Origin of the sequence: Rhodanobacter sp. Root179 (assembly GCF_001428465.1) — a bacterium.
Classification (GTDB): domain Bacteria; phylum Pseudomonadota; class Gammaproteobacteria; order Xanthomonadales; family Rhodanobacteraceae; genus Rhodanobacter.
Genome location: NZ_LMHR01000025.1, coordinates 1 through 14,610, shown reverse-complemented (window position 1 = coordinate 14,610; position 14,610 = coordinate 1). Strand labels below are relative to the sequence as shown.

The following is a 14,610-nucleotide window of genomic DNA, read 5'->3' as shown; positions in this document are numbered from 1 at the left end:
GGAGGGTCAGCCCGCAGGGTGCCTGACATGGATGTCAGGCAGTTTGGCGTCAGGGCAGGATGCCCTGTCGACAAACCCCGTAACCCGCACGCGAACCTCGCAGGCAGGATGCCTGCGAGGCGCGGAAGCGGGGTGGCCTCTCTTTACTCCGGGCATCCTGCCCTCCGCCCTTCGGGCCGGCTTCGCCGTTCGCGCCGCTCCTGCGGCGCAGTGGGCCACGTTTCTCTGGCCACACAGAGAAAGGTGGCTCGGCTGCCGTAGGCAGACGAAAGCTTTTGCTCTGATGCACAGGGGCAGGCAAAGCGTCAGGCGCAACAGCAAGTGCAGTGCGAGGACCAGCTTCGCTGTTTTAAATCTCTTCCGGCCTTCGCCCGAGCATGGGTTGGGTGGCCTTCGCCGTGGGCCACGTTCTCAGGCTACACAGGGCCCTGACTCAATATGCCGCGGTCACGGCGCGCGGTCGCGCGCATCGGCTAACGCTGCGACTTGGCCGGACGCCGCGTGACTTCGAACTGGATGAAGTCTTCTTTCTGGAAGTCGGGTTGCTGCAGATAGCTGAAGACGATCTTCGTGTCGGGTGCGGTTTCGGGGCTGTCGATGGCCATGGTGCCGGACCAGCGCTCGATGTCGCTTCCACTGGTGGAACCGACGATCTTCTGTTGCTGCAGGCAACTGCTGGCGTCGTTGATGTTGATCGCCATGAATTCCCGGGAGGTATTGGCGAGCAGCCAGCCACAGAACGCGTGGTCCGCCTCGTCGTCGGTGTCATGGTGGCAATTCATCTGGAAGTCGAGCGGGAACGCTCCCTTCGTGCTCAGTCTTATCGTATGCGTCGAACCAATAGGTAACGATGCGGCGTACGTGTAGAGGTGCTTGCAGATGTCCTGCTCAGCGGCAGGCGGTACGGTTGCGCACGCTGCGCAGAGCAGGCAGAGCCCCACTGCGCAGAGTATTTTCACGCAGCGGTGTCGTCGGATGTATCTGTCTGCGCCAGATCCTTCAACAGCTGAAAGATCTCCCGGTACGCCTTCGGCGGCTTGTTCGGCGTGTCCTTCTCGACGCGCGCCTGCCGCACCAGCGACCGCAGATGCTGGCGATCCACCTGCGGATGCTCGGCGATCAGTTCGGATAGGGCGGCTTCATCCTCGGCGATCAGTCGATCGCGCATGGACTCCAGCCGATGCATCGCGGCGGTTTCCTGGCGCTGCTTCTCGCGGTTCTCGCCGAGCTCGGCGCGCACCGCGGCGAAGTCGTCGTCGTCGTAGCGGCGCATCACCTTCGCCAGGAAGGCGAGCTGGCGCTTCTTCGCGCCGTGCGAGCTGATGCGGCGGGTCACGTCGATTTCGTGGCGCACGTCGTCGGGCAGGGGCAGCTTGGCCAGGCGGCTCGGTTGCAGATCGACCAGTTGCTGGGCCAGCGCCAGCACCGCCAGCGCATCGCGGCGCTGCTGCGTGCGGCTGGGGCCGTAGTCCGCTTCTTCTTCGAGTTCGTACTGGTTGCGGCTGCGGCTCGGGCTCACGGGTTTCAATTCCGGTTGTGATGCGTGTGTTGTGGTGCGTGCAGTGGTGGAACGAGGATCAGCTGCTGTGCGTGTCGCCGTCGCTGGCGGCTTCAGCCTGCTCCAGCGCGAAGCGGGGCAGTGGCACGCCGTCCAGTTCGACGGTTTCGCAGAACATCGTTGCCGGACGCACCCACAGGCCGAAGTCGCCGTAGAGCGCCTGGTAGACCACCAGCGGCTCCATCGTTTCGCTGTGCTGCGCGGTGCCCAGCACGCGGTAGCGCTGACCCTTGTAGTGACGATAAATGCCGGCGGCAGGTTGCATGGACGTGCTCCGCAGCTCTTTCAATCCGCGCTCGCGCCCCCAATTCGGGAGCCGGCGGTCGCGAACCGCTTATTCTACCCGCCTAATCCCCAGGAATGCCCAACGTGAGCGAAGTTGCCCTCAGCCAGACGCCCGATCGCAGTGAACAGGACATGGAGCGACTGGCCGACCTTGCCGCTGACGTGATCCGCCGCGCGCGCGCCGCGGGCGCCAGCCAGGCCGAGGTGGCGGCCAGCATCAGCAGCGGGCTCAACGTGAACGTGCGGCTGGGCGAGGTGGAGACGGTCGAGCACACCCGCGACCGCGGCTTCGGGCTGACCGTGTATTTCGGCCAGCGCAAGGGTTCGGCCAGCACCGCCGACCTCAACCCCGATTCGATCCAGGCCACGCTCGACCAGGCCTGCGCGATCGCCCGCTACACCGAGGAAGATCCCGCCGCGGGGCTGGCCGATGCGGCGCGCATGGCCACCTCATTCCCCGACCTGGACCTGTGGCATCCGTGGAGCATCGACACCGCGCAGGCGATCGAGCTGGGCATCGCGATTGAGGATGCCGGCCGCGCCCACGCGGGCATCAGCAATTCCGACGGCGCCAGCGTGCAGGCCGGCGAGGGCTTGTCGGTGTATGCGAATTCGCACGGCTTCGTGGGGCGCGAGCGCGGCACCCGGCATTCGCTGTCGCTGGCGTTGATCGCCGGTGACGACGACGGCATGCAGCGCGATTACTGGTACGACAGTGTGCGCGCCGCCGGTGATTTCATGAGTGCGCAGGCGCTGGGCGACAAGGCGGCCGAACGCACCCTGGCGCGGCTGGGTGCGCGCAGCCTGTCGACGCGGCAATGCCCGGTGCTGTTCGTGCCGGAGCTGGCGCGCGGACTGATCGGCCACCTGCTGAGTGCGGTCAGCGGCGGCGCGCTGTATCGGCAGGCCAGTTTCCTGCTCGACCACGTCGGCAAGCCGGTGATGCCGGCGTGGCTCGACATCAACGAGCGACCGCATCTTGCACGCGGCCAGGGTTCGGCGAACTTCGACGCCGAGGGCGTGGCCACCGTCGACAGCGCGCTGGTGGAAAAGGGCGTGCTGGCGCGCTACATGCTGAGCAGCTATTCGGCGCGCAAGCTGGGCCTGTCCTCGACCGGCAACGCCGGCGGCATCCACAACCTGGTGGTGGATGCGGGCGCGGCCGATGGCGAGCGATCCGATTTCGACGGCATGCTGGCGCGGCTGGGCACCGGCCTGCTGCTGACCGAGGTGATGGGGCAGGGCGTGTCCACCGTCACCGGTGACTATTCGCGGGGCGCCTCGGGCTTCTGGGTCGAGAACGGCGTGATCGCCTACCCGGTGGAAGGCATCACGATTGCCGCCAACCTGCGCGACATGTTCAACGGCATCGTGGCCGTGGGCAGCGATGTCGACATCCGCTCGCACCTGCTCACCGGCTCGATCCTGCTCGACCGCATGACCGTCGCCGGCGAGTAGGCATTGACTCCCTCCCCTGCGTGCAGGGGAGGGTTGGGGTGGGGTCGCACTTGATCGTTGCTTTTTCGCCACCTCGGGCAACCCCCTCACCTGAAGGACTCCCTTCGGTCGCCGGCCTCCCCCTGCACGCAGGGGGAGGAGCAGGGCGCGGCTCGCCTTCCTCTCCTGCACGCAGTGGGGGAAGGAGCAAAGCGCCGCTTGTCCCTCCCCTGCGTGCAGGGGAGGGCTGGGGTGGGGTCGCTCTGCCTGTCTTTCGCAGATTCCTGCGGCAAAGCAGCGCCAGCCTTGCTAGCATCGGTGCAACCGGCAAGCGGCCGGCGAACTTTTGACGTAGAAGGAGATGCGCATGAGCGTTCCACCCGAGTCCGTGATTCCGCCCCCGCCGAGCGAACCGCCGATGGCCGGCGCCCCTTCCGCCGACGAGCGCCAGTGGGCGATGTTCGCGCACCTGTCCGCGCTGATCGGCCTGATCATTCCGTTCGGCAGCATCATCGGGCCGCTGGTGATCTGGCTGATCAAGAAGGACACCATGCCGTTCGTCAACGATCAGGGCAAGGAAGCGCTGAACTTCAACATCACCGTGGCGATCGCCGCCATCGTGGGCTGGATCCTGTGCTTCATCCTGATCGGCTTCCTGGTGCTGGCCGTGGTGTTCGTGGCCTGGCTGGTGCTGGCGATCATCGGCACGATCAAGGCCAACGAAGGCACGGCGTACCGTTATCCGTTCACGCTGCGACTGGTGAATTGAGCCTGCTTCAGGCATGAAAAAAGGGCGGCGCAAGCCGCCCTTTTTTTGTGGCCGGTCATTTCCACCAGTTGATGAAGCCGGTGATGATGATGGCGTTGGTGAAGTCGATCAGGAACGCGCCCACGATCGGCGCCACCAGGAAGGCGCGTGTCGCCGGGCCGTAGCGCTCGGTCAGCGAACTCATCACCGCCATCGCGTTGGCGGTGGTGCCCAGCATGAAGCCGATGAAGCCGCTGGCCATCACCGCGGCGTCGTAGTCGCGGCCCATCAGCTTGAGCAGGGGCCAGCAGCAGAACGCCACCACGATGGCCGATTGCACGCCAAGGTTGACCAGCAGCGGCATGGCCAGCCCGCTGAGCTCCCACAGGTGCAGATCCATCAGGGCCACCACCAGGAACAGCGACAGGCAGATGTTGCCGATGATGTCGATGCCGCGCATCGACAGGCCGAACCAGCCGAAGCGGTCGTCGACGTTGCGGATCACGGCGCCCACCAGCATCGCACCGATGTAGCTGGGCAGGGTCAGGCCGAGCGTGCCCAGGCCATTGCTGATCCACGCACCGAGGCCCATCGCCAGCAGGATCCACACGAAACTCTTGAGCCCCGCATAGGCCTGCTCGTCGAAGTTGCTGGCTTTGGCGGCGGGCTCGCCGGCGACCTGCAGCGAGATCGCCGGCGCGCCGTCGGCGAACGCGTGCGATTGCGGCGAGCGCAGCTTGAGCCGCCCGATCAGCATCGTCGCCACCGGCGCGCCGATCACCGAACCCAGCACGATGCCGGCCATCGCGTTGGCCAGCGCCACGCTGGCCGCGCCGTGCACGCCGGCCTCGGTGAACAGCGGCGCGAAGGCCATGCCGGTCGCCGGTCCGCCGGTCAGCGTCGCCGAGCCGGTGATCACGCCGAACAGCGGAGGCAACCCGAACGCTTTCGACAGCACGACACCGACCAGGTTCTGCACCACGGCGAGCCCGCTGGCCAGGCCCAGGAACAGCACGATCTGGCGCCCGCCGACCTTGAGCAGGGAGGTGCTGGCGTTGAAGCCGACGCCGGTGAAGAAGGCGATCATCAGCGGCTGTTTGAGCGTGGTGTCGAAGCGTATCGGGGTGTAATTCCACTGGCGGCATAGCAGCAGCGCCAGCGCCACCAGCAGGCCGCCGATCACCGGCGCGGGAATGCTGAAGCGCGACAGCAGCGGCAGCTGCCGGCGAATCGCGTAGCCGGCGAGCAGGAACAGCCCGCCGCAGGCCACGGTCTGGATCGAGTCGAGGGTCAGCATGCCGCAGGCCATTGCACGGATGGCATCGTCAACCGCCCCAGAACGCGGGCGACGGCGGCCGCAGCAAGCCATCGTGCAGGCTCACGCCATCGGCATAGTCATCCTGCAGCCAGAGCGGGCCATCCAGGTCGATGAACTCCGCCTCGCGGGCGATTTCCAGTGCCGGGGTGATGCCCAGCGACGAACACACCATGCAACCCACCATGATCTTGAATCCGTCGGCACGCGCGGCGCGCAGCAGTCGCCAAGCCTCGGTGAGTCCGCCGGTCTTGTCCAGCTTGATGTTGACCGCCTGGTAGCGGCCGCGCAGTCGCGGCAGGTCGGCGGTGACGTGGCAGGCTTCGTCGGCGCAGATCGGGATGCGGCTGTGGAAACCGAGCAGGGCCTCGTCGGCGTCGGCGGGCAGCGGCTGTTCCAGCAGTTCCACGCCGGCGCGTTCCAGCAGCGGTTGCAGGTCGCGCAGGATGTCGATGGTCCAGCTCTCGTTGGGATCGACGATGAGGTGCGCGTGGGGTGCGGCCCGCCGCACGGCCTCGATCCGCGCAGCCGGGTCGTCGGCGTCCACCTTGATCTTGATCAGCCCGGCATGGTCGATGCGCGCGGCCGCCTCGCCCATGCGCGCGGGCGTGTCGATGCTGAGGGTGATCGCGCTGCGCAGGGTGGCGCGTGGCGGTCGTCCCAGCTGCACCCACACCGGCACCGAGCTCAGTTGCGAATCGAGGTCCCACATCGCCGCGTCCAGCGCGTTGCGCGCCGCGCCGGGCGGCAGCCGCAGTTGCAGTTCGTCGCGGCCCATGCCGGCGGCCAGCGCGGCCCGCAGCGATTCGATCTCGTCGAGCACCGAGGCCATCGATTCGCCGTAGCGCGCATACGGCACCGATTCGCCGCGTCCGGTCCGTCCCGCCTGATGCAGCTCCACCGTGACCACGTCGGCGGCGTATTTCACGCCGCGCGCGATGCGGAAGGGCGCCACCAGCGGGAAGCTGCGCTCGCTGATGGTCAGTTCGCGAAGCATGCGAGCAGCTGGTCCACGATCGCTTCGACACCCATGGTCACCGGGTCCTGGCAGGGCAGCTGGAGCAGGTCGCTGATGCGCTTGCAGGCGTCGACGGCTTCGCCCGCCGGCATGCCGGAGGTATTCAGCGCGACTCCCACCGGCTTCACCGCCGGATTGGTGAGGCGCGCGGCGACCAGGTTCGCCTCCAGGCAAGGCTTCAGCTCGGGCAGCGGGTAGTCGGGCAGGCCGCGCATGTGACGACGAGTGGGTTCGTGGCACAGCACCAGGGCGTCGGGCTGCGAGCCGTGCAGCAGGCCCAGCGACACGCCCGCGTAGGACGGATGGAACAGCGAGCCCTGGCCTTCGATGAGGTCCCAGCCGCCATCGTGGCGCGCCGGCGAGATCCACTCCGCGCCACCGGAGATGAAGTCCGCGACCACCGCATCGATCGGCACGCCGGCGCCGGCGACGAAGATGCCGGTCTGGCCGGTGGCGCGGAAGTCCGCCGCCAGGCCGCGCTGGCGCATGGCGCGCTCCAGCGCCAGCGTGGTGTACATCTTGCCCACCGAGCAGTCCGTGCCCACGGTGAGCAGGCGTCGGCCCGCCCGCGGCCGGCCGTTGCCGACCGGGATGCCCGGCGCGGGATCGCGGGCGTCGAACAGCACCCGGCCGTTGCGCTGCGCCGCGGCCACGATGTCGGGGTTCTCGCGTAGCTTGTGGTGCAGGCCGGCGACCACGTTGAGGCCGGTGTCGAGCGCCTCGATGGCGGCGGCCACGATCTCCGGCGCCATCGTGCCGCCCGCGTTCGCGGTGCCGATCAGCATGGTGTTCGCGCCGAGGTCCTTCGCCTCGGCCATGCTCATGTCGGGCAGGCCCAGCGTGGGCTTGCAGTCGGGATGGCGCAGCTGGCCCACGCACCATTCCGGGCGCCAGTAGGCCACGCCTCTGGCCGTCTTGATGGCCAGATCATCGGCCGCGTTGCCCAGGTACAGCAGGTACGGCGGACGCCATTGGGCGGAAGGCTTCGCATCGCCTTGGGTGGACATGAAAGAGGACTCCAGGTGGCGGCGGCGCCGTCGATCAGGGGGAAGTGGAAGATGCGGAAGATCGGGCACGTGAACCCTGGCTGGGCAACCGCCAGCAGCTCGCGGCGTTGCAACCGGCCTTGCGGCCGGCTGCCTCAATGGGCGGTTTCGACCTTGCCCAGGCCGTTGGGATTGCGCGGGTCGCTGGCGGCGGTCTTGGTGTTGCTGGTCTTGTCCCACACCACCACGTTCATGTTGCCCCAGGTTTCGGTGTCGTTGATCTCGTAGCCCATCGCCTTCAGCTTGGCCAGCACGTCGGCGGGGATGTCGCTGCCCTTTTCGATGTCGATGCGGTCGGGCAGGAACTGGTGGTGGATGCGTTTCTGCGCGGTGATCTGGCCCGCGTCCTTGCCGTCGACGAAGGCGAGGATCGCCTCGAACACCTGGGTGATGATGGTGGAGCCGCCGGGCGAGCCGATCACCGCGAGGCGATCCTTGCCGACCACGATGCTGGGCGACATCGACGACAGCATGCGCTTGCCACCGACCGGTGCATTGGCGCTGCCGCCGATCAGGCCGAACGCGTTGGGCTGGCCCGAGACCAGGGCGAAGTCGTCCATCTCGTTGTTGAGCAGGATGCCGGTCTTGCCCGCGACGAAGCTGGAACCCAGGGTGGTGTTCACCGTGGCGGTCATCGAGACCATGTTGCCGTCCTTGTCGATGATCGAGTAATGCGTGGTGTGCATGCCGGGGCTGTTCGCCTGCACCGACGGCAGCCAGGCGGACTTGGTCGCCTGCTCGGGCAGGATGCTTTGGCGCAGGCCGTCGGCGTAGTAAGGCGACAGCAGCATGTCCAGCGGCATCTTCACGAAGTCGGGATCGCCGAGGTATTCGTTGTGATCGCGGAACGCGCGGCGCATCGCCTCGACCAGGTAATGGATGCGGTGCGCTTCATCCATGCTCTTCAGGTCGAGTGGGGCGAGGATGTTGAGCATCTCGGCGATCGCCACGCCGCCGGAGGAGGGCGGTGGCGCGGTGACCACCTTGTAGCCGGCGTACTGCAGCTCGATCGGCTGGCGTTCCTTCGCGCGATAGTTCGCCAGATCGGTGAGTGTCCAGGTGCCGCCGGCAGCGCGCACCGACTTCACCAGTTCCTTCGCCACCGCGCCCTTGTAGAAACCGTCCGCGCCGTTGGCGGCCAGCGCCTTCAGCGTGCGTGCCTGGTTCGGATCGCGGAACAGATCCGCTTCGCCGGGCGCCTTGCCGCCTGGCATGAACTTGCCCGACGAGGCCGGGTAGCGGCGCAGCACCTCGGCCTTGTGGCCGATCGAACGGACCAGCGCGCCGCTGGGATGGAAGCCCTGCTCGGCGATCCGGATGGCCGGACTCAGCGACACCGACAGCGGCAGCTTGCCGTACTTGCCCGACATGTAGGCAACGCCGGCGGGGAAACCGGGGATGCCGGCGGCCAGGGGGCCATTCAGCGAGGTGTCGCGGTTCGGCGTGCCATCCGCCTTCAGATAATCCTTCTCGCTGACCGCCTGCGGCGCCATCTCGCGCGCGTCGATGAAGGTGTCCTTGCCGGTTGCCGCGTCGTGGATCACGGCGAGGAAGCCGCCGCCCATGCCGGACGCTTCGGGCTGCACCACCGACAGCGTGGTGCCCACCGCGATCGCCGCGTCCACCGCGTTGCCGCCGCGCGCCAGCACTTCGAAGCCGGCCTCGGTGGCCAGCGCATTGGCGCTGGCGATGGCGGCGGTCTTCGACGCCGTGGTCGTCGATGTTGCGGCTTCCTGCGCGTGGGCCAGGGCGCCCAGCACCGGCAGCAGCGCCAGCGCCAGCAGGATGTGGCGCCAGTGCGCCCGACTGCGCGTCGTGGTGCGGCCGGCGATGCCTACATCGCTGCGCAGCGTGTGTTGTTCGGTCATTCGTTCACTCTCCACGATGAGGTTCGAGCATAGTCACAGGCGGTTGCACGCCACCAATGAAAAGACGCTTGCCTTGCATAACTGACGGTTGTGGCATGCCGGCGACGGCGGCTTGCATGGAGCGTCGGCGAAGGTCCCGGCGTGCACCGGGACCTTCGCCGCACGGTCTGCGCTTACCAGTGGTACTGCACCTTGCCGTACACGTAGGCACCCTGGAAACCGAATGGCGAGCTGGACGAATACGGGAAGGCGCCGTTCTGGTCGTCGTCCTGCGGTGCCTTCTTCGGATAGGTGTCGAGCACGTTGTCGCCGCCCACGGTGAACGTCCAGCGGTCGTGGTTGTAGCTGACCGCCAGGTCGAGCAGCCACTTGTGCGGATAGACGGTGTCGTCGAGGTAGCTGGTCGAGCCGTACGAGGTGATCCGGCCGTAGCGGGTCAGCGTGCCGTTGAAGGCCCAGTTGCCGAGGCTGTAGGTCTCGTTGAGGATCAGCTTGCTGCGTGGGGCGGTGTCGGCCAGCAGGCCCTTGATCGCGCTGCGGTTGAGGCGCTTGAAGATCACGCCCAGCGAGTCGAGCACGGGCGGGTTCGGCTTGACGTCGGTGACCTTGTTCTTGTGGTAGCCGTAGCTGAGCGTCGACATCAGGTTGCCGTTGTCGCCGAAGTCGCTGCGGTAGCTGGTCACCACGTCGGCGCCCTGGGTACGCACGGTGCCCGCGTTGGTGAAGTAGGACAGGCCGCTGTATTGCAGATTGGTGATGCCGTTGGCAGCCAGGTAGTTGATGACCGCCGGCGTCGATAGCGAGATCGAACTCGACAGGGCGATGCGGTTGGTGACTGTGATCTGGTAGGCATCGAACGACATGTTCAGTGCGTTGGTGGGATTCCACACCACGCCCGCGGTGAAGTTGCGCGACTTCTCCGCCTTCAGCGGTTCGCTGCCCAGCAGCTTTGCCAGCGGGTTATCCACCGGCACCAGGCCGCGCAGGTAGATGCCCGCCGGCAGGCCCAGCGAGTTGCCGGCGCCGTAGGCGGCCGAGGTGGTTTCCGAATAGTGCTGCTGGCCCAGTCCCGGGGCGCGGAAGCCGGTGGACGCACTGCCACGCAAGGCGAACGAGTCGGTGAAGTCGAAGCGGCCGGACAAGGCCGCCGAGGTGGTGGTGCCGAAGTCCGAATAGTCCTCGTGGCGCAGGGCGGCGGAGAAACCGAAGCGGTCGGTGAGGTTGCCCTCCAGCTGCAGGTACTCGGCAACGTCGTGGCGATCCACCGAGATCGCGTCCTGCGGGCCCCAGCCGGCAAAGCCCTGGGCGCCGCCGCGCACGCCCGACGTGCCCACGTAGTACGAGCCGAAGTCGCCGGCCTCCACGTCATAGCTCTGCCGCAGGTATTGCGTGCCGAAGGACAGGGTCAGCGGATTGGGCAGCCAGCCGAACGCGATCTCCTTCGAGATATCGATGTCGAAGGTCTGCTGCTTGGCGGTCAGGATGCCGTCGTGGAAGCTGGTCGGACTGCTGCCGAAATCATTGAGCATCGCGTAGTTGGTGGAGTTGCGCGTGCTGTAGGAGACGCGGTTGCCGCCGTAGTTGCCGCTGACGTCCCAACGCCAGCCGTTCCAGGTGCCGCGCAATCCTGCCACCAGCGAGGTGTCGGCCGAGTCGCCGTGCTCCCGCGGCAGGAAGCCGTCGGGGTAAACCAGGCCGATCAGCGGATTGTTCGGATAAGCCGTGTTGCTGCCGTAACGGTAGAAGCCGCGCGGCTCGCCCACCCGGCGGCCGTAGTGGCCGAACGCGTAGAACTGCACGCCGGGCGTGATGTCGTACTGCGTGTTGAGGAACAGGTTCTTGTTCTTGAACGACACGGTGCCGTAGTGGAACTTCACGCCGAGCTGGGCCAGGCCCGGACGACGGTCGACGCCGGCGCGGTTGCTGGGGCTCTGGTTGCTGTTTTCGGCGGTGATGCGCAGCCAGCCGCTGTCGCCGCCCAGCGGAATGCCGAAGTTCGCCGCACCCTGCCACTGGCGACCGTCGCCAGCGGAGAACTGGCCGCCGCTGAGCTGCACGTCGCCGCCCTTGGCGCCCTTCTTCAGGATGATGTTGACCACGCCGGACAGCGCGTCGGAACCGTACTGGGCGGAGGCGCCGTCACGCAGCACTTCGATGTGATCGATGGCCGACAGCGGGATCGTGTTGAGGTCGATGCCCTGCGACCCCTGGCCGATCTGGCCCAGACTCAGCACCAGCGCGCCGGGATGCCAGCGCTTGCCGTCCACCAGCACCAGCACCTGGTCCGGCGACAGGCCGCGCAGCTCGAACGGACGCTGGAACGCGAAGGTGTCCGAGGCGGGCGCGAACGGGAAATTCAACGAGGGGATGGCGCGCTCGAGCGCCTGGGTCAGGTCGATCGTGCCGGTCTGTTTCAGCACGTCGGCGGAGATCACGTCGATCGGCGTCAGTGACGAGCTTTCCGTGCGGTTGCCGGCTCGCGTGCCGGTGACCACCACCGGCCCCAGGTTCTTCGCCTTGGCCGGCGTGGTGGCGGGCGCCCCGGTTTGCGGATTGGCCTCCTGTGCCGTGGCGTTGTTGGCGAGTACCAGCAGGATCGCGGCAGACAGCAAGGTCGGAACGAACCGACCGGAACGCTTGTTCATGAACATTCTCCCCGGATGTTTTGCAACAGGATGCTGTCGGCCGAGGCGGTGACACCGCCCGGTCGGCTGGCGACGACTTCGAAGCGAATCGTTGACGTACTGCATCGGGAATCGAGGCGGCCCCTTCCGCCCCGCGTGTCCTGCCGCCGGCTCGGGTACGGGCCGCGTCGGCGTGTCGCCACCGCGCGGACTGACCCTGCATCTGATCGAGGCGTGCTCCGGTCGGACATCCACTCTCCCCCTCACGACACGGATCGAGGATAGTCACAGCCCCGCGCCAGCCTCCAATGAAAAGACCGGCACCAGGCATAACCAAAGGTTGTGGATGTGGCTGGCGCCGGAGCGCCCCGCCGAGGCTCTCAGGCTGGTTCCAGCATCCGCTGGGCCAGCTGGCGGACGAGGCCGAGAAAGCGCTTCTGCAGCGGGTTCAGCGGACTGTCCAGCCGATAGAGCGCGTAGAGCACCACGTCCAGCTGCAGTTTCAGCGGACGCGTCTGCACGGTTTTCCCGCCACCCCACGACGCCGTGAACGGATCGACCAGGGCCAGGCCCTCGCCTTGCGCGACGAGGGAATACGCCAGCTGGTAGGTCTGCACCCAGACCGCGGTGCGCGGTGCCGGCACCACCTGGCTCAGGTGGCCTTGCAGCATGCGGCCCAATGCATCGTGCACCGCGATGCCGACCATCGGCTGGTCGGCCAGTGCGGTGACCGGCAGTGGCTGCGCCAGTTCCTCCGGCGACCACCAGCCGGGCGGGGCGATGACCATGATGTGCCCGCGGCACAGCGGCTCCTGGTGCAGGCCCTGGTGGCCGGCGTTCTGCAGGGTGAGTCCGATGTCCGCTTCGTGGAGCATCAGCGATTCGCACATCTCCGCCGAGTGCTGGGTAAACAGTTCGGCGGTGGTGTTGGGAAAAGACTTGCGCAGCAGGGTGGTCGCGTCGGGTACCAGCGCATGCGCCAGGGTCGGCGTGCAGGTCACCCGCAGCGGCGAGCTCTCAGGGTCGCCGATGTTCGCCGTGAGACGTTGCAGGTCGTGCAGATCCTGGATGATCTTGTCGACGCGATGGCGCAGCAGCAGCGCTTCCTGGGTCGGCTGCAGGCGTCCGCGCACCCGGCTGAACAGGGCGAAGCCCAGTTGCTGCTCGGCATGCTGCAGCGCCTTGCTGGCGGCAGGCTGCGAGATGTTCAGCAGATCCGCCGCCCCGGTCAGGCTGCCGGTGGTCAGCACCGCATGGAACACTTCGATGTGGCGCAGACGCATCGGTTGACGACCCCTTGCCGCGATGGCGACAGTGTCCGAGTGCAGCACAGGAAGCGTTGTGCAGCAAGCCGCCGCGAACGGCTCAGCGAACCCGCAGCGCCGAATACAGGGCCAGCTCGCGCAACAACTCGCCGCGCGTGCCCAGCGGCACGATCGCGGCCAGCGCCTGCTCGGTCAGTTCGGACAGCCGGGCGCGCGAGGCTTCCAGGCCGATGATCGAGGGGAAGGTGGGCTTGTCGGCAGCGGCATCCTTGCCGGCGGTCTTGCCGATCACCGCCGATTCGCCTTCCACGTCGAGGATGTCGTCGCGCACCTGGAATGCCAGGCCGACCGCGTGGGCGTAGCGGTCCAGCGACTGCAAAACACTGTCGTCGGCGCCGGCGGCCAGCGCGCCCAGTTGCACCGAGGCGCGGATCAGCGCGCCGGTCTTGCAGGCGTGCATGTGTTCCAGTTCGTCCAGGCTCAGCCGCCGGCCGACCGCGGCGAGGTCGAGCGCCTGGCCACCGGCCATGCCTTCGGCGCCGCAGGCGCGGCCCAGTGCACGCAGCATGGCGATGCCGGTGGCGGGATCGACCTGGCGCGAGGCGTCGTCGGCGAGGATCTCGAACGCCAGCGCCTGCAGCGCGTCGCCGGCGAGGATCGCCATCGCCTCGCCGAACACGATGTGGCAGGTCGGGCGACCGCGGCGCAGGGCGTCGTCGTCCATCGCAGGCAGGTCGTCGTGCACCAGCGAATAGGCGTGGATCAGTTCCACCGCGCAGGCCGGCGCATCCAGCGCGGCACTGTCATGGCCCAGCGCCTGCGCGGCGGCGTAGACCAGCAGCGGACGCAGCCGCTTGCCGCCACTCAGCACGGCATAACGCATCGCGCTGTGCAGTTCGGCGGGGGAGTGTCCGGCCGGCGGCAGATGACGGTCGAGCGCCTGTTCGGCGCGCTGGATCAGGGACTGCAGGGCGGGGCCGAGCTCGGCGTGATCAGAGTTCGGGTTCAAACGGCTGGGCGCTGTCGGGGGCATCGGGATCAAGCAGCAGGCGCACGCGCAATTCGGCTTGTTCCAGCGACTGCTGGCAATGGCGGAACAGACCGATGCCGCGCTCGAACGAGGCCAGCGAATCGTCCAGGCTCATGTCGCCACCTTCCATCTTCGCAACCAGTTGCTCCAGCTCGTCGAGCGAGTGTTCGAAGTCGGCGACGGGCGGGGTCTTGCTGGTTGCGGGAACGGTCTTGGCCATGGCCCGCAACGCTAACGCAGCAGGCCCCTAGAATCAATGCAGAAAGACAACCCGATCCACCACGCTACGTCGACGCACGAAGCCCGACTCCCGCTCGGCACCATCGCCTCCTCTCCCGCTCGCGGGAGAGGATTGAGGTGAGGGCCGCCCCCCCCCCCCCCCCCCCCCCCCCACCCCGCCCCCCCCCCCCCCCCCC

13 protein-coding genes are annotated in these 14,610 nt (G+C 67.5%); 2 read left to right on the top strand and 11 right to left on the bottom strand.

The features are described from left to right. Positions 1 to 473: 473 nt before the first annotated feature. The 3 genes from ASD82_RS00805 to ASD82_RS00795 form a co-directional block, all read right to left on the bottom strand. Positions 474 to 782, bottom strand: coding sequence for a hypothetical protein (locus ASD82_RS00805; protein WP_056714007.1), 309 nt, complete (start codon positions 780 to 782; stop codon positions 474 to 476). Between the two features lie 173 nt (positions 783 to 955). After that, positions 956 to 1,519 carry a ribosome biogenesis factor YjgA gene (yjgA, locus tag ASD82_RS00800; RefSeq protein ID WP_056714004.1) on the bottom strand — a complete coding sequence of 188 codons (564 nt, stop codon included), beginning with the start codon at positions 1,517 to 1,519 and terminating at the stop codon, positions 956 to 958. A gap of 58 nt (positions 1,520 to 1,577) precedes the next feature. After that, positions 1,578 to 1,823 (bottom strand): DUF1653 domain-containing protein, encoded by a 246-nt coding sequence (locus ASD82_RS00795; protein ID WP_056714001.1) that lies wholly within the window; start codon positions 1,821 to 1,823, stop codon positions 1,578 to 1,580. Positions 1,824 to 1,927: 104 nt separating this feature from the next. Here ASD82_RS00795 and pmbA point away from each other — a divergent pair, with 104 nt between their 5' ends. Then, complete coding sequence (gene pmbA / locus ASD82_RS00790) at positions 1,928 to 3,301, top strand: metalloprotease PmbA (protein ID WP_056714017.1); 1,374 nt, start codon at positions 1,928 to 1,930, stop codon at positions 3,299 to 3,301. A 346-nt stretch (positions 3,302 to 3,647) separates the two neighbouring features. Then, entirely contained in the window at positions 3,648 to 4,049 is a 402-nt protein-coding gene (locus ASD82_RS00785; protein WP_056713999.1) for a DUF4870 domain-containing protein, read from the top strand. Between the two features lie 55 nt (positions 4,050 to 4,104). Here the strand turns inward: ASD82_RS00785 and gltS are convergent, their stop codons facing one another. The 8 genes from gltS to ASD82_RS00745 all read right to left on the bottom strand — a co-directional run bounded on the left by gltS (position 4,105) and on the right by ASD82_RS00745 (position 14,414). Further along, on the bottom strand, positions 4,105 to 5,325 hold the full coding sequence (gene gltS, locus ASD82_RS00780) for a sodium/glutamate symporter (RefSeq protein ID WP_056714014.1): 1,221 nt from the start codon (positions 5,323 to 5,325) through the stop codon (positions 4,105 to 4,107). Between the two features lie 28 nt (positions 5,326 to 5,353). Continuing rightward, positions 5,354 to 6,340, bottom strand: coding sequence for an N-acetyl-D-Glu racemase DgcA (gene dgcA / locus ASD82_RS00775; protein WP_056713996.1), 987 nt, complete (start codon positions 6,338 to 6,340; stop codon positions 5,354 to 5,356). Then, positions 6,325 to 7,368 (bottom strand): N-acetyltransferase DgcN, encoded by a 1,044-nt coding sequence (gene dgcN / locus ASD82_RS00770; protein WP_056713993.1) that lies wholly within the window; start codon positions 7,366 to 7,368, stop codon positions 6,325 to 6,327. The genes dgcA and dgcN overlap by 16 nt, the downstream gene beginning before the upstream one ends. A 134-nt stretch (positions 7,369 to 7,502) precedes the next feature. Further along, complete coding sequence (gene ggt, locus ASD82_RS00765; protein WP_200950197.1) at positions 7,503 to 9,275, bottom strand: gamma-glutamyltransferase; 1,773 nt, start codon at positions 9,273 to 9,275, stop codon at positions 7,503 to 7,505. A gap of 173 nt (positions 9,276 to 9,448) precedes the next feature. Further along, the gene (locus tag ASD82_RS00760) at positions 9,449 to 11,920 is read right to left on the bottom strand and encodes a TonB-dependent receptor (RefSeq protein WP_056714010.1); all 2,472 of its coding nucleotides are present in this window, start codon (positions 11,918 to 11,920) and stop codon (positions 9,449 to 9,451) included. Between the two features lie 359 nt (positions 11,921 to 12,279). Beyond that, positions 12,280 to 13,182 (bottom strand): LysR substrate-binding domain-containing protein, encoded by a 903-nt coding sequence (locus ASD82_RS00755; protein ID WP_056713990.1) that lies wholly within the window; start codon positions 13,180 to 13,182, stop codon positions 12,280 to 12,282. An 82-nt stretch (positions 13,183 to 13,264) separates the two neighbouring features. Continuing rightward, a complete protein-coding gene (gene ispA / locus ASD82_RS00750; protein ID WP_056713987.1) occupies positions 13,265 to 14,173 on the bottom strand; it encodes a (2E,6E)-farnesyl diphosphate synthase in 909 nt (302 codons plus the stop codon). Further along, positions 14,157 to 14,414, bottom strand: a complete 258-nt coding sequence (locus ASD82_RS00745; RefSeq protein ID WP_007804428.1) for an exodeoxyribonuclease VII small subunit — start codon at positions 14,412 to 14,414, stop codon at positions 14,157 to 14,159. Before ASD82_RS00745 ends, ispA begins: the two co-directional genes overlap by 17 nt. Positions 14,415 to 14,610 lie beyond the last annotated feature (196 nt).